Source organism: Psychrobacillus sp. OK028 (assembly GCF_900103605.1).
Taxonomy (GTDB): Bacteria; Bacillota; Bacilli; order Bacillales_A; family Planococcaceae; genus Psychrobacillus.
In genome coordinates this window covers 162,531-184,516 of record NZ_FNHY01000001.1, presented here as the reverse complement: position 1 = coordinate 184,516, position 21,986 = coordinate 162,531, and the positions used below count along the sequence as shown (strand labels likewise).

Sequence of the window (21,986 nt, the reverse complement as noted above, 5' to 3'; positions counted from 1 at the left end):
AATGACTCATTTAGCACAGGTGGTATAACAGTTTCCCATCCTTTCGTTTTCATTCACCCCTCCTATATTTTTCATACCCAGCAGAAAAAAAAGTCAATCAAAATTTTTTCTAATAGCAAGTTTCGACGGGTTTTTTAAGTGAACTCTGCTATAGTAGGCACAAAATGAAGGGGTGACGTCACTTGCAACCTGATTTTTCATTACAATTAGATCAAATCTTTGGACCACGCCAAATTTTCCATGTAATGGAGTGTTATACTTGTGGCTATAATGAATACTACTTTCAGCATCCTAAAACAAAAAAGCAAATTGGAGTAGTCTGTGAGGGCTGTAATTATATATGCTCATTTGAAGAGCATATGGAATAAACAGATATTTTACCTTACCATTGATCGCATTTTTTCTATTCAAATCTTAAAGCTTTGCTTGGATTCATACTCGCAGCCTTTAAAGCTGGATAAATCCCTACTAAGCTTCCGATTGCAACCGAAGTATATAAAGCAAGCTTCACTGCCCAAAAAGGTAGCACAAGTGCAAAAATTTCTATATTGCTATTCCAAATTTCTATAAATACATATCCTAGCCCTATCCCCACTGCCCCACCAATAATACAAAGTAGCAATGTCTCAAAGAAGAATTGCATCATTACTTCAAACGTTGTAGCTCCGAGTGCTTTACGAATACCAATTTCACGTGTACGCTCCCGAACTGACATGACCATCACATTCATAATACCTGTCCCACTTATTAATAGTGCTGTGGCAGTAATCCCTACTAACATTACCTGCAATATAGAGGTCACCTTTCCTAGTGCCCCCAACATTTGGTCCTGCTTCACAACACTAAAATCTATTTCAGAATGGTTTTCGGCAAGAGCCCCAAATACGGCACCATCCACCTCATCTACTGCATCTAAACTGGAAGCTTCTACAATCATTCTCGTTAAGTTTTTCATATCAGTAGTAGCAAGAGCGGTCTCGATAGGCATAATAACATTATTATCCGTGCTCGATCCAAGCGTTGCATTTGGTGCAAGAACTCCAATTACTTCATAAGATTCTTCATTAATAATCACGTTTTTACCAATTAAAGAAACCTCCGCTGCAGATACGTTCTCACCAAGCAACTTATCTAATACTCGTTTCCACCATGTCTTCGGCTTTGCTGACTCTGAAGAACCACCTGCCTGATCTTCTAACTGCTGATTTTTGCCTAATAAAGAATCGTGGATATTATTTCCAAGTACTATTACCTTTGCTTTTGCCCCCTGCTCCTCCTTCGTAAAGAATCTTCCCTGCGAAATAGTTGCATGCTGAATACGACTATATTGTGAAGTTGTTCCGACTACGGCAGACTGTACTTTATTTTTCTCATACTCTACAAAATTCACGGTTTCTAACTGAGGTGTAACAGTCTTCACATTCGACACCTTTTCTACTGCTTGTGCATCTTCATAGGTTAGCGTACTAGGTACACTCGTCAGACCACTAAGCAAATCCTTTTGTCCATCTGCGGAATCAAGAATTCGGCCCGGTAAAACTAAAATCTGTTCTGCACCAAGACTACCCATCTGTTTCATGAGCGTGTCCTTAACTCCTATCGCAATGGCTGCTAATACAATTACAGCAAACATCCCTATGACAACACCCATCATTGCAGACAATACTCTATATCGATTCGACCATAAGCCAAAACAGGCTAATTTGAATGTAGTTAAAAGCTTCATACAAGCACCCCATTTTGCAAATGTAAGATACGGTCTGCTCTTTCTGCTACTTCTTGATCATGTGTAATAACGACAATCGTTGCACCATTTTCATGCACTCGATCAAACAAGCCCAAAATACTTTCAGTTGTTTCCTCATCTAAACTTCCCGTTGGTTCATCTGCCAATATTAATCCTGGCTCATTCACAAGTGCCCTTGCAATAGCTACACGTTGCTTCTCTCCTCCAGATAATCTATCTGGTTTTTGATTGCGCTTATCAGACAACCCCATCTCATCTAACAATGCAAGAACTCTTGCTTTTTTCTTTCCTAAACGTTTTCGACCATATGTTAAAGGTAGTAGCACATTTTGATATACAGACAAATTCGGTATTAACTGGAAATGTTGAAAGACAAAACCAATCTCTTCATTGCGTAAACGTACTCGTTTCCCACGACTCATTTTATGTACAGACTTTCCAGTTAGCTTATACTCCCCAGAATCCAATACATCAAGCGTACCTAGTAAATTTAACATCGTACTTTTACCAAATCCAGACTTCCCCATAATCGCTACATATTCACCTTGCTTCACGTTTAGATTAACACCACGTAAAACAGCAGACTTTAGGTTTCCTGAACGAAAATGCTTTTGTGCATCCTTTAGCTCAATCATTCAATAACCTCCTATTCGATATTCCCTTTGTTTCGACAAACCTTGCAGAAATCCTTTAAAAATGATGAAAACACCCCTTTTCTACTAGAAAAAGAGTGGAAGAAGGAAGATATTGGATTTTTTATGTAGTAGTCGGAGTAAGTCATCTAATCGACATACTCTGCAATATCTTATCGTTAAGTACTACACGTTATATTAATTGTAGTGGAAGGTGGCGACTTCTAAGGGATGATTGAGACAGATGAGATATCATAGCAACGGTGATAGCTCATCGCTCCCCCCGCGAAACGCGTCCACCTAAAACGGAAATCACTAGTATCATTGAATAATTTGCTTTTCTTAAAATTCTATTCAATTACATTTTTACTCGTCTTTCTTGAACTACGAAGCCAATAAAATGGCAGATACATTCCAATTCCTGTTAAAGCACCTGAGCTATCGATTAAAATGTCCTTCACCTGTCCACCTCTACCATCGACAAATAGCTGATGAATCTCATCCGAAACAGCGAACAGAACACAAAACAGAAATACAAAGACAATATTTCTTGGTTTAATCTTACCTCGATACCTTAAATAATCCATTAAAAGCATAGCCAAAATAAAATAAATGAAGAAATGGGCGTTCTTCCGTACCGTATTGTTTAAACTAGCCAAAGTAAGATCCGTATCGGGATTAATTACTTCGGCCGTAGTGACTATTATCCCCGTGACTTCCTTACTCAGTGCATTTGAAGAACTTGCTAACTGATTGGAAAGAAAAAAAATAATACCTAACCAAAATAATAAAATTATTAATGAAGTATATTTTCTCATTATTATTAAATCCTTTTCTCTAAAAAATTATTTTCACTATTTCATATCCTCACCGAAAAAACCTCTAAAAATAACAAATAAAACCAGTATTCTAATACTATATCGACTAAATATGATTTAACTATAGCTTTTCTAATATTTTAGAGTTTTGACCGAATCTTACCAATTCTAGTAATTGAATAAATCAATTTTGATTATTATTTATTGTTTTTTTTTGCTTGAAAGGGTATTTTATAGGTAATTTTTATATTTTCGTTCCTAGTATTTCCATAGTCTAATAGATATTTATCATATACAATACGGAATGTGTACTTCACCTATGTAAGTATATATATATCCCAAGTGGGAAACAGGAGGAACTTTTCATGACATCAAAATCTAATAACTATTCTAAGTTTGTTGCAGCAGCAGCGACTGCTACTATGGTAGCTTCTGCGATCGCAGTACCAGCATCTGCGGCATCTTTTTCGGATGTAAGTTCTACATATAAAACAGCAGTAGACTACTTAATTAGTAACAATATTGCTAAAGGAACTACAGATACCAATTTCGGTACTACAGCTTCTATTACTCGTGGCGACGCAGCTGTTATGATTGCGAACGCACTAAAACTAAATACTTCTAAAGCTCCATCTGCTGGCTTCAAGGATGTAAATTCACGTGTGGCTGGAGCAGTTAATGCTTTAGTAGCAGAAAAAATCGTATCTGGTAAAACTGCTACAACATTTGAACCAGATGCAAACATTACACGTCAAGAAATGGCTAAAATTGTAGCTAATGCTTATAATCTTAAAGCTGGAACTACTAAAAATGAATTTACAGATGTTAACAATAACTGGGACGGTTTTGTAGATGCTTTAGTTGCAAACAAAATTACTTTTGGTAAAACTGCTACAACTTTTGCTTCTACAGCTTCAATAACTCGTGGAGAGTTTGCACTATTTGTTTACCGTGCTGAAAACCTAGCTCCTTCTGCTGCTGAAGTAGTTTCAGTGAATGCTATTAACGCTAAAACAGTTGAAGTAATCTTCAGTGCTCCAGTGGATGCTGATACTCTTCAAAATACTAATAAAGTAGACGTTATTAAAGTGAACACTGGAAAAGGCGCAACTGCTCCTGGAACTATTGCACAAACATTAAGTGAAGATGGTAAAACGTTGACACTTACTGCTGCTAACTTCTTCAAAGGTGATTACACGATTGCTGTGCCATTTGAAGTAGTTAAATCTACAACTGGCGAGTTTGTGAAGCCAGTAAACAAAACGGTGAATGTGAACGATTTAACTGCTCCTGTTGTTACTTCAGCTACTTCAACTGTGAAAGATACAAAAGAAAATGTGAAATTAGTTACTGTAGAATTTAATGAAGATGTTCAATCACTAGATTTCATCAAAATTTCTAATCAAAACTATACACCTGAATCAATCGAAGGTAATGTTGCAACATTTGTAGTAGATCTAGATGCAACTAAAAACTACGACATCACGGTTGTAAATGCAAAAGACGCTGTTGGAAATGTAAAAGCTCTTCAAACAACTGGTCTAACTATCAATGTAGACAACCAAGCTCCTTCTATTACTAATGTAGTGGCTACTGGTGAACAAACATTAACAGTTACAGTGGACGAAGCTCTTAAAACTAACCTTGTTCTTACAGGTAAAATTGGAACATTCAATGCGAATGTCGTTTCTTCTGTAGAAGTTAATCCTAAAAACAACAAACAGTATTTCGTAACTTTAAATCCAGCTTACCTATATAAAAACGGTAACTCAGATTCAGTTTCATTAACTGCTGCAAAAGGATCTCTATCAGATTCAATGGGTAACACAAACGCAGACGATATTACCAAAACAGTAGTAGTATCAAAAGATATTACAACTCCAACTGTTGAAAATGTAGAAGTAACAGAAAAAGATGGTATTGTTACTGGATTCACGGTTACCTATTCAGAAGAAATTACTGATTTACAAGCTGCTAAAGTTTCATTAGTAAACGGTAAAGAAGAAATTCTTTCTTTCGCTAATATTGCTACAGCGGAAATTGCTAAAAATAAAGTAATCGTTACATTAAAATCAAATGTGAAACCTGAAACATATACATTCAACTTTGCTGAAGGATTTGTAACAGACAAGTCTCTTGCTAAAAACAAAGCAACTTCTAAAACTGTAGTGATCAATGTAAAAGATGCGGTAAAACCAGTTGAAACAGCATTTACTATTCAAGAGGTGGCAGCAGCTAACAATGTAATTACAGTTAACTTTGGTGAAAAAGTGAAAACTTCTGCACTTAATGCTTCTGCTTACAAACTTAATGGTGTAACACTTCCTACTGACACAAAAATTGCATTTGTAAAAAATTCTTCAGGTGTTGTTGATCAAACACAAGTTGAAATTACACTTCCTGCTGGATTAATCGTTAAAAATGATACAAAAGCAATTTTCCAAGTAGAAGGTGTTCAAACATTAGACAACAAAGTGAACAACGCATTCACTACTTCTATCGCTGTTACAGATAATACAGCTCCTGAAGCTAAATCGTTTGTTTCAACTGATCTTGATGAAATCACTGTAACTTACACAGAAGCAGTACAACTTGCTGCTGGTGCGGATGTTACAGATGAAATTAAATTAACAGATGATAAAGGTGCTGCAGTTGCAATTACTGCATCTACAATTGTTAACGGTAAATTAGTGTTAACTGTAGCTGATTCTTCTAAAGTAACTAAATTAACTACAGTTGCTAGCCAAACAGTAGACGTAAAAGATGCTGCTGGCGTTAGTCAAAAAACTGGTTTAACAGTTAACAAATAATTTATACAAAACTAAAGCTCCCCTTACTCGGAATTGAGTGAGGGGTTTTTTCTATTTAAATAGAACATAAATTCATAAGATGCTAATGTGTATAGATAAGAAATACCAGGCATAAGACATGCACGGTCCTTTAAGGTCAAAACCTGTTTCTATCGTTTCCGAAGGACTTTAGTTAGACTTGTCGCTATATTATTACCGAGTGAAATTTTGGGAATGCTGGTTGGTTGTGACAGACGTCACAACCAACCAGCATTCCTTTTTTCGGTAATCTTATGGCGTTTGTCTATCTGTCACCCTCCTACAACTTTTAGAAACAGGTTAGTGCATTTTGGATAACTAGGGGAAAGTTATATTTCTATTCATTGAGGAAGCTCTCGAGAAAGGCAGCGACCACAGCGGAATCAGCTTGAGCAAAAGACAGCCTCGTGGAAAGCGTCTGCCTGAAGTGGAAATCACTAGTATTATTCATTCTTTAAAGCCCCATGAACCAAGTGTTATTAAAAAAGCAAGAATGCTTATCACACATTCTTGTTCTTTGCGTTTCATTATTTCCTTATAAACATTTGAACCCAATAGCTTCCGTATGATTCTCCACCTTCAGCATAACCAAATCCAACATGCGTATAGCTAGAGCTTAAAATATTCGCACGATGACCACTGCTATTCATCCATCCTTTATGGACTGCATTTACAGAAGAATATCCAGCTGCAATATTTTCTCCGGAAGCAGTCCAAGAAATTCCGAACTTTGTTAGCATATTACTAGGAGAACCATAGGTAGGGGAAATATGATCAAAATAATTATTAGTTTTCATATCTTGTGCTTTGATAGCAGCCACATTCCCTACTTTTGTATCATACACTAAGGGTTTTAGATTGTTTTTTTCACGTTCATCGTTTACTAGTTTTAATAACTCCGTTGCTCGTACACTATCCGGCAATTCTTCCTTACCACTCCCCACTGGTGGGACGACAATTTCCCCATCCTGATGCAAAGCTCTATATATAAAAATAGCCATTTGCTGACGAGTTACTGTTCTATCAGGACTATACTTCGTTGCAGAAGTACCTGTCGTCACCCCATTGGCAACTAGCGTTTCTACGTATGGCTTAGCCCATTCATTAGCAGGAATGTCTGTAAAACCTGTCTTTTTAGTACCATTCATATCAAAAGCTATGACTAAAATTTTCGCCATTTGTGCACGTGTTAGCGATTGATGCGGGTCAAAATTTCTCGCTTTTGCATATATCCCTTCATCTACTAAAGCAGCGATATATTCATAGCCAGTAGTTTTTGAATTCACATCCACATAGCCTGGATTAGGGCGATTCTTCGTATCAACTTTTAATGCTCGTCCAATATAAATCGCACTTTGCGCTCGCGTCACACCACTTGTGGGTTTAAATGTACCATCAGAATATCCTTGAATAATACCAGAACGTGACAGATCTTCTATTATAGGATAGCTCCATTCCTTCTCCGAAACATCCTTAAATAGGCTTGCTGCTAGAGTGGATATACTGAAACCGACTGTTAAACTAGCTGTTAAAAGTATGAATACTATTTTTTTCAAATTTTGTCCTCCTTAATAATTCTATTAACTAGGCTAAATAATCAGAAAATTTAATTCATCCTTTTATTCCCTCTTTATCTATCCATAAACTTTTGTATTTTAATAACTTCGGTTGCACCATTAGAAAGGCCACCGAATTTTCTATTTCGACTTTGAAAGCTTTCGATTGCCTCCATTAAACATTCTTCATCAAAGTCTGGCCACAGCGTATTCGTAAACCAAAACTCCGTATAAGCTAATTGCCAAAGCATAAAATTGCTTAATCTAATCTCCCCGCTCGTGCGAATGAGTAAATCCGGATCTGACAATTTGGAAGTCATCAAATGATCATTAACTAACTCCTCACATATATCCTCGCAGGATATTTCACCGTTCTGCACTTTATTTATAATTTGCTGAACCGATTGGACAATCTCATCTCTACTACCATAGTTCAATGCAAAATTTAAGATAAGACCGCTATTATGAGAGGTTTGCTCAACTGCTTTTTTAATAGCACTTCTTGTATGTTCCGGAAGATTACCATGATTACCAATCATCTGGACTTGTACATTTTGTTCGATTAGTTCTGGTAAATATGTGCTTAAAAACTCCTCTGGTAATCTCATTAAGTAGTCTACTTCGGTCTTTGGTCTACTCCAATTTTCAGTAGAGAATGCATACAAAGTTAAAGCTTTAACTCCTACTTTGTTTGCAAACTTCGTAATTTTCCTTACTGTTTTCATCCCTTCATAATGCCCTACAACTCTAGGTAAAGCCTTTTTGGTAGCCCATCGACCATTCCCATCCATAATAATGGAGATGTGAGCAGGAAGTGGTTCCATTTGAGCCATTTCTATTCTTCTATCTAACTCATTATGTTTAGTAGTATGCTGCTTTTTACGAATAAGCTTGCCAATCATGAACTTTACCCCCTATCTAAATAATCCAAAATTATGTATTTATCTATCTTATCAAATATTTTAAAAAACTACTCAAAAGAATATTCATTCACATAATTTAACATACAACTACTCGCAAGTTTACTGCGTACATTTTTCATATGAATATGATAAGCCCCGAAAACTTTACTTTTCGTAAAGTTTTCGGGGCTTTCTATTAAGATTCTACTATAGTTGTTTTCCGTTAAGGCGGACACTGTCCAGTGGCATAGCTCGAGCCTGTAGTCTCTTGCTCGTGCTGCTCCTCCAGAAGTCTTTTAAGTTTTGTTTCTAACACTAGAAACTTAAAAAGCTTAACTAGTTATGTCCCAGTTTCAACTTTTTTACTTACTTATTATTCCCTTTTCCTGCGTTCACAACAGTCACATCGAATGTAAGAGTATGCTCACCATACGTAACAGTAATCGTTGTCTTACCTTGACCCTTTCCTTTTACAACCCCTGCTTTTACAGAAGCTATCTTATCATTTGCAACTTTGTATGTTGCTAGCTTTGTAACATCTTTTTCAGTTGTTTTACCATCAATAGTCGTCACTTCTGTAATCTTAACTTTTACTTCTTTACCAATTTTCATTTCAACTTGAGCTTGGTCAATTGCTAAAGTTACTGATTCCGTTTTTTCGTATATTACTGCTTCACCAACATTGCCAGCAGCATCTTTAATTACAACGGATACAGCATCTGTATCTGCTGTTACTGGGAAGTTGAAGCTACCGTCTTCATTGAGTTTAAATGCAACTGGAGCTTGTGCATTCCCGTCAACAGTCGCAATATATGAAGCTTTTAATTTGTCATTTAAGTTGTAATCAAGACCATATAAATATAATTCTTCATTGTAGTCGATATACTTATCTGTTACCTGTCCTGTAGCAACACCTTCAGCTACTGACCCAGTAATTGCTGGTTTAGTTGTTTTCACCACAATCGGTCCTACATAATCTTGAACTACTCCTGAAGCTGCCTGACCAGTAAAGTCAATTGTATATAGACCATCTGGAATCGTTGTTGCAGGTGCACTGCCCCATGGTTTGTACTGACCACCAACGTTCAGCGTATACGATCCTTTACCAAGTGCTGAACCTGCATGTAAATAACCGATATAGCCGTCCCCATATTCGCCGCCCTCAGGATTCATAATATCCCTAAGCTCGATATAGTTAGTTGTTACATCTCCAGTTAATGTGAATGAAAGTAAAGCAGAATCTTTCACATCATCTCCGTTAAAGGATAGGTCTGTTTCTGTAATCTTGAAATCTTTTAGTTCAGTTGCTGCCACGCCACCAAAGTCAGCTGCGAATGGCAATGAAATTTCTGAAGTACCACCGTTAATGTGGATATAACCCAGAATTTCAGAACCGTTTGGTGCAGTTGCTTGGGAAGCTGTTAACGTAACGTTTAGAACCTGCTCACCAGCAAGATTGAATGTCGGTTTGTCTACCGTTATTTTTGCATCACCAAATGTTTTTGTCACATCCACTGATACATTATAGTCGCCACCATTGCCTTTTATATCTTTTACTTTGATTTGCTTCGTAACGGAAATATCTCCGTCTTTCAGTGATTGTGGACCGAAAGTAACTGTCCCTTTCAAGTTATCCACGATAGTGCCAGTTCCATCTAGCACTGCAGTGTCTAATGCGTATGCAAGAATTTCTGGATGGGCTGCTGCATAAGCATTTACACGCCCTGCACCTTGTGAGAATACATCATACTTCGCTGTATCTAGAATTTTTGCAGTATTGGAAAGTGCAACTTTCACATCGAACGCGTTCCAATCAGGATTTGCTTGTTTAACAAGTGCTGCGATACCCGCAATATGCGGTGTTGCCATAGAAGTTCCTGTTTTACGGTCATATGCTTCTCCGTAAACTGCATCAGGAAAATCTGTTTTGTACATTGGAATTGTTGACATAATATTTGTTCCAGGTGCAGTTACATCTGGCTTAATATCAAAGTTTGGTGTAGAAGGTCCACGTGAACTCGAAGAATTTACATCATCTCCAAGTGTTTTTATGGAAGCAAACTTACCAAAGCTTACTTTTCCAGTTCCACCTGCTAATGCAGCGCGAATTGCATCGCCATCTGTTACGGACATATCAAATGTTGGTAGGAACGCAAACGAATCACCAAGGAATGTTCCGGAAATGTTCGGTGCATTCGTTCCACCAGCAAAGTTATGAATAATTGTTGCTACTGCTCCATTTGCCTTTGCGTTTGCAATTTTATCGACAAATGCGATACTACCACGAGAAATCAATGCCACTTTTCCGTTTACATCGATTCCTTCAAAGTCTTTTACTTCCCCGTTTCCAGGAATAGCAACTAAGTCAAACTCTCCTTGAAGCTGTGTTGCTAAATCTTTTCCAAAAGTTGTACCCATTAATGGAAGCTGTTTCGTTAAGTTGTAGTCGCCAACTGTAATGTTAACTTCTCCATTATGCTTTGTTTCAGGATTCGTTGTGTTACCAACTGCAATCCCTAAACGTGCAGTTGCAGGAGTTCCCATCGTTCCACGATTTGGACCAGAGTTACCAGTTGCAATTACTCCAATTGTTCCTGCCATCATTGCGTTATTAATCGCAAATGATCCTGCATCAGTTTCAGAGTTAGCCCCACCAGCAAGTGATAGATTGATAACGTCCATTTTTTCTATAACTGCTGTTTCAATAGCTTTGACAATTCCTGATGTAGCTCCACTTCCGTATGCTCCAAGAACACGGTAAGCATAAAGGTCTACTTTTGGAGCAATCCCTTTAATACCAAATTCGTTCGCACCGATAGCTGCAATTGTACCCGCAACATGTGTACCGTGAGAAGTGTAGAATGAGCTTCCGTTGGCATTAAATTCAGGTGTCCCAGCTGGACGCTCGGAAGGTAATGTTTCCGATGCATCATCGTCTGCACGCGGTTTTGAGTAAGTAGATGAGTTAGGAATAAAGTTCTTTCCACCTTTATAAATTCCTGCGAACTCAGGATGATCTTTATCAATACCAGTATCTAGTACTGCTACTTTTACACCTTGTCCTTCAATTCCTTCGTCCCATAGCTGTTCAATACCTAAGAACGAAACACTTGTATTCATTTGAGCTTCTAATGTTTCATCTTTTATAAGTTCAGATGATTTCATCGTATTATCTTCTGATGCGTAAACCGTTGCATCAGGTTCAATTAATGTAATTCCTTCTACTGTAAGAAATTTCGGAAGGTCGTCTGCTTTAACAGTTGTTGCAAATCCATTTAATACCGTATCAAACGTGTATCCTTGCGTCATCTGAACTTTTTTAGCATTTAACTCTTTTTTAACTTTTGCTTGCTGTGCTTTTACATTTGCACGCACTTCATTTGCCCGAGCATTGGAGAATTTTTTGCCTTTCAATTGGCTCATCCCTTGCTCTAGTGCTACAGGCTTCTCAGATAAATGAACAATTACTGCAATTTCTTGATTGCCTGATATATTTTGTAAGCTTTCGTGAAGGGTTGGCCCATCTTGAGACAAACTCAGTTGTTCAGCAATAGCAGCCTTTAGTTGAATCGTACTTTCACTTTGACCATTCTGTTTGAATGGTTTTGATTCCTCAGCACTAGCACTAGAGATTGGAACCAATAAAGAAAACACCATAACCAAAGCTAGAATACTACTAAAAAATTTCGTAAACTTATAATTTTTCAAATCTCATTTCCCCTTCATTTCTATTTTTTCACACTTTTCAGTTTAGTGTGACATCACCAATTTATCATAAGAAAACTAATTCGAATATCGAAATTTTGAATTATTCTAAAAAATTGATAATTAGTATTAGTTTATTAAATATAAGCTAAATCTATATTCCTAGTAATTTAATAAAAAAATAGAACTTTCAAACGAGAAACGACTTACAATAATACCTTATATTGTTTCAATGAATTCTCTAATTTTCTCTGTTTCGTCAATTACTACAGAAGAATATGAGTTTTAAAAAATGCACAACTTGCTCAATCATTCCTGCATTTAGTATTATCTGAATCATTTAATAATCTCGTAAAGATGTCGAAATGTTATGTATGCAAACTCATCCAACACGAAAAGGCACATATTAATGAATGTGCCTTTCCTGCTATTATTATTCTTTTTGTTTATCACTTGTTAATGCCAATGGATCAGCTAGGATAAAGGCACCTTTATGTAAAGGTTACTTAAGCTATTTTGATAAAGCCGATTAAAACTGTCCCTTCCTTTCCTGAAAATGAGTTGGTTTATTAATCGTCTCTCCACCACTTGCAACCCAGTCTGCTGTCCATTCGATCATTTCTCGTATAGAGACACGTGGGTATCCGAATAGCTTATGTGCTTTGCTCGCATTATTTAGTAGTGCATTTTCCTTTTCTGCACCTTCGAATACAGGAGTTTTACCTAGTAATTTTCCAAACTCATTTGCAAGCCATCTAACTGGTAATGTTTCTGGTCCAGTTACATTTAAAATGGTTGGAGGCGAGCTTGCGATTAATAACGATCTAATGGCATACTCGTTCGCATCTCCCTGCCAAATTACATTTACATGACCCATCGACAAATCTAAAGGAGTCTCGTTATATACAGAACGAGCAATTTCAAGTAACACACCATACCTCATATCGATTGCATAATTTAATCGAAAAACAGTTAACGGCGTATTATCTTTATGAGAGAAATAAGTAAACACTCGTTCTCTTCCAAGCGATGATTGACCATATTCCCCAACTGGAGCAACCTCATGCTTTTCATCACAACCTCCTAATGTAAGCGGCACTAGTGGATAAACATTCCCTGTAGAGAAAGCCACAATATTGGATCCTTTAAAGTGCTCCGCTACTCTACCAGGTAGGTATGTATTCATAACCCAAGTAAAGTGTTCATTACCAGTCGTACCGAATTTATTTCCTGCCATATATATGATATTTTTTTCTTTTGGTAGAAGTTTTAGTTGTTCATCATTCAATAAATCCGTTGAAATTGTTTCAATGCCTGCCGCTTCTAACTCTTCCTTCAATGTGCCATTAGAAAAGCGGGAGACCCCTATCACTTTTTTATCTACTCCAGCTTTATCAATTGCTCTTTTTGCCATAATGGCTAAAGTAGGTCCCATTTTACCTCCAATACCTAATATCAAAATATTACCGTCTATTTTTCGCATATCCTCGACTAATGCTTCAGATGGTTCTGTCATTAAATTTTCTAGTTCTTCAACCGTTTTCATACGAATTCCTCCCCATGCTAATCTAGCTTTTTATAAAAATAGCCTATTCGCAATAGCGAACAGGCCATATTTTTCTTACTTCCATTGTCTTTCTGTGTAACCTTTTGCTTTGATTCCTTCATTTGTTTCTTTAATAATTGCTTCGCCGCCTTTTGCTAAGTATTCCTTAACAAGAGCATCCCAATCAGAAACAGGACGTTGACCCGCAATCATCTTCGATTGTTCGTTTATTAAGAATTGCATTAAATCTGTACCTTTTTCTTGATTTGTCGGTGACAAAACACCATGAGATGGGTCAATATACATTTGGTTAGATTCAAACATTTCTTGTAAAGTAACCGTCATTTCCTTCAGCTCAGGTAATTTATAGCTATCCGCATAGTTAATCTTTGCATCATCTGGAACTTGTTCTCTATTATCCAAGAAATATGTTGAAGGTGAAAGTCCATCAGAAGAGAATGTTGGAACTTGAACAGGTAATCCATTTTCCATATTATATCCAGTGCCTTCTTTACCTAAAAAGAAGTCAAAGTCTGCATTTTGAGGATTTTTTTCCTCAGCTGGGAAGTACGTTTTTCCGAAATCTACTAACTCTAATGCACGATAAATTTTCCCTTCATCGTCCGCGAGCTTCGCATTTAACGCTAACATACCTGAGTTCCCTGAACCCATAGTGAACCCTTTAGATTTGTCTGGCGCTTCAAAAGGTGGAATTGCTACAAGCTCTGCTTCAGGATTAATGGATAGTAATCCTTGGAAGTATTCTTCTGACATTCCGGAAACTCCACCTACAAAGATTCCCGCTTTACCAGAATAAAATTCATTATTTGTACTTGCCCAATCTAAAACGGCAAAGTCTTTCGTCATAGCGCCTTCTTTATAAAGGTTTGCAAAAAATTGAACTAATTCTTTCCTTCCATCCGAAATGATACCAGGGATATAATCACCGTTATCATTTTGGTGATACCATGCGTTGAAGTCCCAATAAGTTCCCATATTAAAGTTTGGATTGATATTTTCTCCAATAGCTACACCATACGTATCTGCTTTCCCATTACCATCTGGATCTTCTTTAGTAAATGCAATGGCAATTTTCTCAAGCTCTTCATAATTCGTCGGAACCTCTAACCCCAGTTTGTCTAGCCAATCCTTCCTAATAATCGGTGTTAAAGGAAACGGCTGAGAATAACGTGGAATTCCATATATCTTTCCATTCACTTTAAAAGAATTGTAAATATAATCTGGAATTTTCCCTAATGTTGCATAATGTGATAAATAATCATCTAAAGGTAGGAATGCTCCATCTTCTGCCCATTGATAAAAACGAGTATCACCAGCTTGGAATCCTACTAAATCTGGCATTGAGCCCGAAGCTACAATAGCTGAAGATTTTTCTACATAATCACCTTGTGGTATAATTTCTGGCTTATAATCTACGTTAAAGCGCTCATTTATCATGTCAAGACCAGGACTGCTCAACGGAGGTGGATCACCAAAACGAAATGTCATCCCCGTGATTGTATATTTCTCACTATGATCAAATGGATCAATCTCTTTATCTGGAGCTTTTTCAGTTTCTCCTGCTGTTTCTTTTTCTTTTTCAGGCTCTTTCTCACCTGTACTTTCGTCCGTACAAGCTACCAACATAAAACTGAGGACAAGAAGTAGAAAACTAATTAATATGTGCTTTTTTTTCACATTAACCCCTCCATTTATCTTTTTGTAAGGCCTTTTAAACAATAGTACAAGCAACATTCAGAATATTAACCTTTAACAGATCCTAGCATCACTCCTTTTGCGAAATGTTTTTGCAAGAACGGATAAACGATTAATATTGGTAAGGTTGCCAACAAAATAGCTGCCATTTGAACCGTTTCTGGAGGAGGCAATGCCTCTACCATTGCCGCATGGCCACCTAACGCTGCATTTGGTTCATTAACAATTACAATTTGCCGTAAAATAACTTGTATTGGCCATTTTGCAGGGTCGTTCAAGTAGAGAACTCCTGAGAAATAGCTATTCCAATGACCAACTGCATAAAACAGACCAAATGCTGCCAAGGCAGGCTTGGATAAAGGTAAAATTACTTTTGTAAAAATTTGAATATCATTGGCACCATCGATAATTGCTGCCTCTGTTAGTTCTTCAGGAATTCCTTTAAAGAATTGAGTCATGATGATTAAGTTAAAAGGGCTAATCGCAACTGGTATGATCAATGCCCATAACGAATTTAATAAACCAGTTTCCTTTACAATCATGTAAGTTGGAATCATTCCAGCTGAAAATAGGATTGTAAATAAGACTAAAAACAAGATTAACCGTTGCCCAATAATATTTCTTGTTAATGAATAAGCCATAGTTGATGTAAAAACTAAATTAACAAATGTTCCAACCACTGTGATATAAACGGTTACCCATAAAGAACGAATAAATTGGTCAGACCCTAAAATATACGTATAGGCATCTGTCACCCATTCCTTTGGCCATAAAAGAAAATCACTATTGAGGACATCACTTATACTTGAGAATGAAACCGAAAAAATGTATAAAAAGGGAAATAGCATTGTGACAGATATTAATAACAAAAGTATGTTATTTAATATTTCCATTACCCTCTCGCCACCAGTAGCTTTGAACATGATTCTACCTCCTACCAAAATCTATTAAGATGGTATTCTAATATAAACCATCTTCCCCAAACTTTTTCGCGAGTCTATTGGCAAGAACAACAAGTATTAAACCAATAATTCCTTTAAACAGCCCTACAGCTGTGGCGAAACTGAAATTAGCCTGCTGAATCCCCTTAAAATACACATATGTGTCTAACACATTTCCTGTTTCCATATTGAAAGGATTTAACATAAGAAAGATTTGCTCGAACCCACTATCCATGACATTTCCTAAACGAAGGATTAATAAGATGACAATCGTACTCTTAAGAGCTGGTAGAGTGATATGCCACATCTGTCTCAATCTACTAGCTCCATCAATTACTGCAGCTTCGTACAAATGGGGACTAACCCCAGACAATGCCGCTAAGAAAAGAATAGTGCCCCAACCAGATTCCTTCCAAATAACTTGCAAAATGACTATAGGCTTGAACATAGCCGGATCCGTTAAAAATGGGATTGGATTGACCTCTAAAAAATTCACTAAAACACTATTGATTAAACCTTCACTGCGAAGAAAAATAACCGTGATTCCAACGACTACTACCCATGATAGGAAGTGAGGTAAATACACAATTGACTGAAGAAATTTCTTGTACACCTGGTTTCTAATTTCATTGAGCATTAAGGCAAGCACAATGGAGATCGGAAAGGCAAAAAAGATTTGTAACATTGAAATTTGGAGTGTATTCCATATAACTTGAATAACTTCCGCATCTTCAAAGATTAACTTAAAGTATTTTAGTCCTACCCAAGGACTATCTGCAAACCCGCGAAACGGGCTGTAGTCCTTAAATGCTAGAAGAATTCCCGCCATTGGTATATAGCGATATATAAGGAAATATAAAATTCCAGGTAAGATAAGTAATAATAAATAGCGATCTCGCCATAATTTCTTTTTTAAGGAATTCTTTTTTCTTTTAGTTGGGATATTATTTGAAACGTCTAAAGCAGAATCCAGCGTCTCAATTTTCTTGTTTTTAGTTTCAATAACTAATCTCCCCTTTCCCAAATACTTGTTTCTCTATTAAGCTCTTTAATACATGTATATTACATGTATTTAATATAATTTAAATTTTATGATAATTCAATGTTTTTTTAAAATTATATTCCTTTTTCTTCTTCAATTTCCTTTTTATTTTTCTCTAAGTTCATAAAAATTTTGTTAGAAATAAGCATTAACACTAGACTTATGAGGCTGCCACCGAAAAATGGAAGTAATCCAGGAACTTTCATCATCAGATAATATGGGAAATAAAACCCTAAGCCCATTAGCACTGAAAACAATGGGTTTGATAGAACAATGAGGAAACAATTTCTAAAGTATTGCTTTATAGTCAAATTGAATTGAACATAAACCGGGAATGCATATAGCAAAGCAACAATATAAATAGCTGCGAGTATAAAAAAGAATAAGGAAACGATTAAAGCCCAAATAGTAGGAATACCACGAAAAAACTGTAAATCCACATATATTACAATCCCAAGCACTAACCAAGAATACCCGTATTTATTGGACTTTAGGAATTCCTTTTTATATTCATTTTTAAAATGAACGAATACTTTTAGTTCCTCTTCATCATTTTGTGTCCACTTTCTGAGTACAGAGAACATGGCTACGGTTGAGGGAAAAAAACCAGCAATTCCAGCACCAATGATTATTCCTCCTAACCAAAGGACATTTAGATAAGCAAGCTTCAAAGCCCAGTCCATATAATGATATAGCGATCCTCTCCATCCAGTAAGTTCCATGTAAATCACCTCTTTTAATACGTGTTATCATTGAAAATTCAGTTAATAGACTTTAATTGTATAGCTCAATTTCATGTTTTCCGGGTCTCAGCAGTAGTACCAGCATTCCCTTTTCAGTTTCATAGTCTACCAACTGCTCCTCATTATTAACTAATAGGACTGTAGGCTGCGGCACTTTTAACCAAACCTGTGTAGTTTTTGTAAGCTCAAGTTGTATTTTCGCAACAATTTTATTAATATGAGCAGAAATATTCACTTCTTCAGAGGATTGAAAGATCGTATTCTCCTGTAGCTTTAGACACTTACCATTTATAACTGAGAACTTACTTAACTTGTTGTCGACATTTTGAAAGGCAATCCAACTCTGTTCACCTCGAACGCAAATTTCACCATTAGAGGATGTTTGCCACATAGACTCTCTATCCTCATTTATAAGAATATAATCTGTAATATCTTGACGACTAACCTCGAGTTGAAATAATGATCCATTTCTAGTTACTGAATATGCAAATTCATTTTCTGAAGCTTCGGGAACAAGCAGCGTTAGCATATATTGTTCCTGCTCCTTATCTTGAGGCACTACCTGTAGATAGGAACCATATTCTTCTGCTCCCTTATGCTGTTCTACACTCTTCGTTGAATTTTCTGGGTAGCAATTGTAGAGAGAAACGGAAGCTTTTTCTCCAATGAATCTGATATGCATTTTTTCTGTCGTCATTTCTGGCAGTAAGTTTTTATCCCCTGCATATATTTGTGCAGTCGTATGGAAAAGAAAGCTGAGAACATTATCCGGATTCTCTTTAACTACATTGTCTAGAATAAAATAGTAGCTATTATCGATATGTACCACTTTTCGTTCCCATTGTGAAATACTTTTATCGTAGGCACCAGCTGCTTCCCCACTAACAAAAGAATAGTGTTCAGATGTAAACCATTCTACCAATCTACTTTCTCCTAATAGAGATTGCCCATTGCCATTAACAAGCATACTATTATGTCCAATAGTTCCAATCGTAAAATCTCTCCTTGGACCTTCCACATAATCCTGGTAGCCCGGATTGGAAATTAGCCATTCTCCCGCCACATGTAATATAAAATTGTTTTGGTCAAAATGATTATGATCCTTTGCTGATTGACTTGAATTAAAGGCTAATAGATGGTCATGATCCTTCCATCCACTTCTAAGTAACGCCCAGCCTATCGTAGAAAATACATTGGAGCATTTATTTTCATAGTATTGTTCCGGCTCTAAAGGCTCGGGTAGATTATTTGCATGAAGCAATGTTTCCAAATGATTTCCAGAGAATTTATGCACATACCAGCTTGCAATACGGTTTTGGTTTTTAGATGCAATAATTGCCATTAGATAGGAAATGTCCAAGCTGTAAAATGAATCTGAAAAGTTTACAAAACTCTGCTTTTCACCTGTCCCTAGGGACCAAATAAAAATATCAGGAAGAAAGCTGAAGTATGGATGTTGGAGAAATTCAGCATTCCCTGTCGAACGATGATACGTATCAACCGCCATCAATATATGCTTTGCAGCGACATTTAAATACAATAACCCCTCAATGTCAGGATCCTTTATCCTACTATCTAAATAATTGCTTATATAAGTACAGGAATTGAAGATGTAGGCTTTCACCTCTTCCTGACAATCACTGTCTAAAATGGCTAATGATCCGATAAGCATCGCAACTTGCTTTGATACAATAATATTATGGCTATCATGATTGTTAAAATCTATACGAAAAGGCTGTAAACCTTTTGTCAAAATAGCATGTTTAATCCTATTTTTCTCCGTAACTGATAAAGTATGCAAAATTGCATCGTAGCCAATTGCTGCACCTATAGTGAAATGAGCATTACTTAAATTTCCTTCCGCACCTCTTAACGGAAATTCAAACCATCTTGTAAACGAAGATAGAGCAATGAGAAACTCCTTTACTTTTTCAGCAAACCTTTTTTCTTTCGTCATTCCATAAGCCCATGCTAAAACGCTAATTCTCTCCTCAACAGCTCGAGAATACATCGTCCAAAAAGGATAATCTATATATCCAGGTGGATCTCCTACTGGCTCTAATTGTTTTAATGGCAAAGGAATATTCAATTGGACCGAGCAACTTGGATAAACAACAGTAAACTCTTTTTCCACTACGTATGACTCTGCTATTTCAAGCATTTTAGACCATGCATGGTGAAAATCAATTCCACTTTCTAGTTTGTGATCCTCTAGCCTTGCTTTCATTTCATTTAGTTCCTCGTCATTGGATAAAATTCGAGGATGTGGCTTTAACTTCTTAAGATGTTGAGCAAATTTCATCACAAGTACACCCCTTAGTTAACGGTTTAACCGCTATATGTCGCTTGTTTTAAATTTAAACGCTCTTCAATTCGTTTACATGTATCTTCAGCTTTTTCCATATTGGCCCAGAAAAATTGCATTTCTCGTTCAATCAGTTCAAACTCCTGAATTGTCAGGTGAAGATCTTTCATAGTCTTGGAGAATCCCATTACTTCTTTAAAAGCATTATAATTTGCAGGATGAACACCGGGCTGAAGAAGATTGTTGTCCTCTGCAACTATTCGAAGCATCGGAATAGTACATCCATCTTGTTTGAGTAATGTTTGTGCTTCTGTACTTACCATATAGCTAACAAATGCTTGTGCTGATTCTTTGATTTTACTATTTGCACTAATTCCTAAAGCACCTCCCAGGAGAAGTGTTCCTTGTGCATCATTTTGAGGCGGCGGGAGAACGTCCCATTTAATTTTATGATCTCTAAATTCATTCATAAAATAATAAGTAGTTAAAATCATTGCTGCTCCTTCTCGCATAAAGAGATTTTCAGCTAACTCATTACTTCCGTGAGAGAAGATAGGAGAGACTTGATGTTTATACATTAAATCTCCACAGTAATTCAGCGCTTCTATATTCTCTTTTCTGTTCATAACGGATTTTGAACGGTCCTCTGCCATGAAGCCACCTTTATTCTGCAATAGAAATACCGGCCAGCGATTGGTAGAAGAGGAAAAACAAAAGCCGTATTCGTTAATCATACTGTTGCTATCCATTTCCTTCGTCGTACGGGTCGATAACTCTAACAAGTCCTCCCAGTTTTCCATTTTGAAATCATTTGAGATTCCTGCCTCTTCAAACATCCGACGATTATAGCAGATCATTACTGGAGAAAATACAAATGGCGTTACAGGAACCTGGTTATTATAAGTGAACATATCAAACACTTGTTTATAGCTATCTTTTTCAGCATCAATATGCTCCGGTAAAAAAGGGTCCAGTATATCTAAAGAATTTGATTCCATTAGTTCCCGAAAGTGATAATCAGATACGATAAACACATCCGGTCCGTTATCATGCTTTAAGGATTGAGTCAGATTATAGATATATTGACTATTAGGTAATATTTGAAGTTTTACTTTTGTAAATGGATTGAGCTGCTCGAAACGTTTAATAATTTTTCGAATAATATCTATCTCATAAGAATTTGAAAACCAACCTAGTGTAATCGTCTGTTTTTGCGTATCGTTTGGAATGGATACTCTATTACCCTTTCCAGGTATCTTCTCAATTAGACCATCTTCTACAAGCTCTGCCAAAGCCTTTCTAATAGAAACTCTACTTAATTCATACACTTTACTTAATGTATTTTCAGGGAGAATGAATTCTCCAGGTTTTATCTTTCCTGAAATAATTTCTTCTTTTAATTCATGGATGAATTTGTTATAACGATTTTCAAATTCACTTTTGCGTTTTAGCAATTGTCACAACTCCCTACCAAATGATTGCTTTACTTTTAAATAGAATAGCAT

At 36.5% G+C, this 21,986-nt stretch carries 15 protein-coding genes; 2 read left to right on the top strand and 13 right to left on the bottom strand.

Translation table 11 applies throughout. The annotated features are described in order from the left end of the window. Positions 1-182 precede the first annotated feature (182 nt). Positions 183-368, top strand: coding sequence for an acyltransferase (locus BLR36_RS00590; protein WP_093059363.1), 186 nt, complete (start codon positions 183-185; stop codon positions 366-368). A 35-nt stretch (positions 369-403) separates the two neighbouring features. On the opposite strand, the gene BLR36_RS00585 is transcribed toward BLR36_RS00590, so the two are convergent. The 3 genes from BLR36_RS00585 to BLR36_RS00575 all read right to left on the bottom strand — a co-directional run bounded on the left by BLR36_RS00585 (position 404) and on the right by BLR36_RS00575 (position 3,197). After that, positions 404-1,726, bottom strand: coding sequence for an ABC transporter permease (locus tag BLR36_RS00585; protein WP_093059361.1), 1,323 nt, complete (start codon positions 1,724-1,726; stop codon positions 404-406). Beyond that, a complete protein-coding gene (locus tag BLR36_RS00580; protein ID WP_093059359.1) occupies positions 1,723-2,382 on the bottom strand; it encodes an ABC transporter ATP-binding protein in 660 nt (219 codons plus the stop codon). Before BLR36_RS00580 ends, BLR36_RS00585 begins: the two co-directional genes overlap by 4 nt. A 347-nt stretch (positions 2,383-2,729) precedes the next feature. After that, a complete protein-coding gene (locus tag BLR36_RS00575) occupies positions 2,730-3,197 on the bottom strand; it encodes a VanZ family protein (protein WP_093059357.1) in 468 nt (155 codons plus the stop codon). A gap of 365 nt (positions 3,198-3,562) precedes the next feature. Between BLR36_RS00575 and BLR36_RS00570 the strand changes: the two genes are divergently transcribed. Beyond that, complete coding sequence (locus BLR36_RS00570; RefSeq protein ID WP_093059355.1) at positions 3,563-6,007, top strand: S-layer homology domain-containing protein; 2,445 nt, start codon at positions 3,563-3,565, stop codon at positions 6,005-6,007. A gap of 545 nt (positions 6,008-6,552) precedes the next feature. Here the strand turns inward: BLR36_RS00570 and BLR36_RS00565 are convergent. The 10 genes from BLR36_RS00565 to BLR36_RS00520 all read right to left on the bottom strand — a co-directional run bounded on the left by BLR36_RS00565 (position 6,553) and on the right by BLR36_RS00520 (position 21,935). Next, positions 6,553-7,581 (bottom strand): S-layer homology domain-containing protein, encoded by a 1,029-nt coding sequence (locus BLR36_RS00565; protein WP_093059353.1) that lies wholly within the window; start codon positions 7,579-7,581, stop codon positions 6,553-6,555. A 74-nt stretch (positions 7,582-7,655) separates the two neighbouring features. Then, positions 7,656-8,483, bottom strand: a complete 828-nt coding sequence (locus BLR36_RS00560) for an isoprenyl transferase (RefSeq protein ID WP_093059351.1) — start codon at positions 8,481-8,483, stop codon at positions 7,656-7,658. A gap of 366 nt (positions 8,484-8,849) precedes the next feature. Beyond that, positions 8,850-12,191: a S8 family serine peptidase gene (locus tag BLR36_RS00555; protein ID WP_093059349.1), complete on the bottom strand. Its 3,342-nt coding sequence runs from the start codon at positions 12,189-12,191 to the stop codon at positions 8,850-8,852. A gap of 526 nt (positions 12,192-12,717) precedes the next feature. Then, a complete protein-coding gene (locus tag BLR36_RS00550; RefSeq protein ID WP_093059347.1) occupies positions 12,718-13,734 on the bottom strand; it encodes an NAD-dependent epimerase/dehydratase family protein in 1,017 nt (338 codons plus the stop codon). A 75-nt stretch (positions 13,735-13,809) separates the two neighbouring features. Continuing rightward, positions 13,810-15,432: an extracellular solute-binding protein gene (locus BLR36_RS00545; RefSeq protein ID WP_254771300.1), complete on the bottom strand. Its 1,623-nt coding sequence runs from the start codon at positions 15,430-15,432 to the stop codon at positions 13,810-13,812. 65 nt (positions 15,433-15,497) lie between these two features. Further along, on the bottom strand, positions 15,498-16,373 hold the full coding sequence (locus BLR36_RS00540; RefSeq protein WP_093059342.1) for a carbohydrate ABC transporter permease: 876 nt from the start codon (positions 16,371-16,373) through the stop codon (positions 15,498-15,500). A 37-nt stretch (positions 16,374-16,410) separates the two neighbouring features. After that, a complete protein-coding gene (locus tag BLR36_RS00535; protein WP_254771311.1) occupies positions 16,411-17,334 on the bottom strand; it encodes an ABC transporter permease in 924 nt (307 codons plus the stop codon). A gap of 173 nt (positions 17,335-17,507) precedes the next feature. Then, on the bottom strand, positions 17,508-18,155 hold the full coding sequence (locus BLR36_RS00530; protein ID WP_093059340.1) for a YesL family protein: 648 nt from the start codon (positions 18,153-18,155) through the stop codon (positions 17,508-17,510). 52 nt (positions 18,156-18,207) lie between these two features. Continuing rightward, positions 18,208-20,478 (bottom strand): heparinase II/III domain-containing protein, encoded by a 2,271-nt coding sequence (locus BLR36_RS00525; protein ID WP_093059338.1) that lies wholly within the window; start codon positions 20,476-20,478, stop codon positions 18,208-18,210. Between the two features lie 26 nt (positions 20,479-20,504). Next, positions 20,505-21,935: an extracellular solute-binding protein gene (locus BLR36_RS00520; RefSeq protein ID WP_093059336.1), complete on the bottom strand. Its 1,431-nt coding sequence runs from the start codon at positions 21,933-21,935 to the stop codon at positions 20,505-20,507. Positions 21,936-21,986 lie beyond the last annotated feature (51 nt).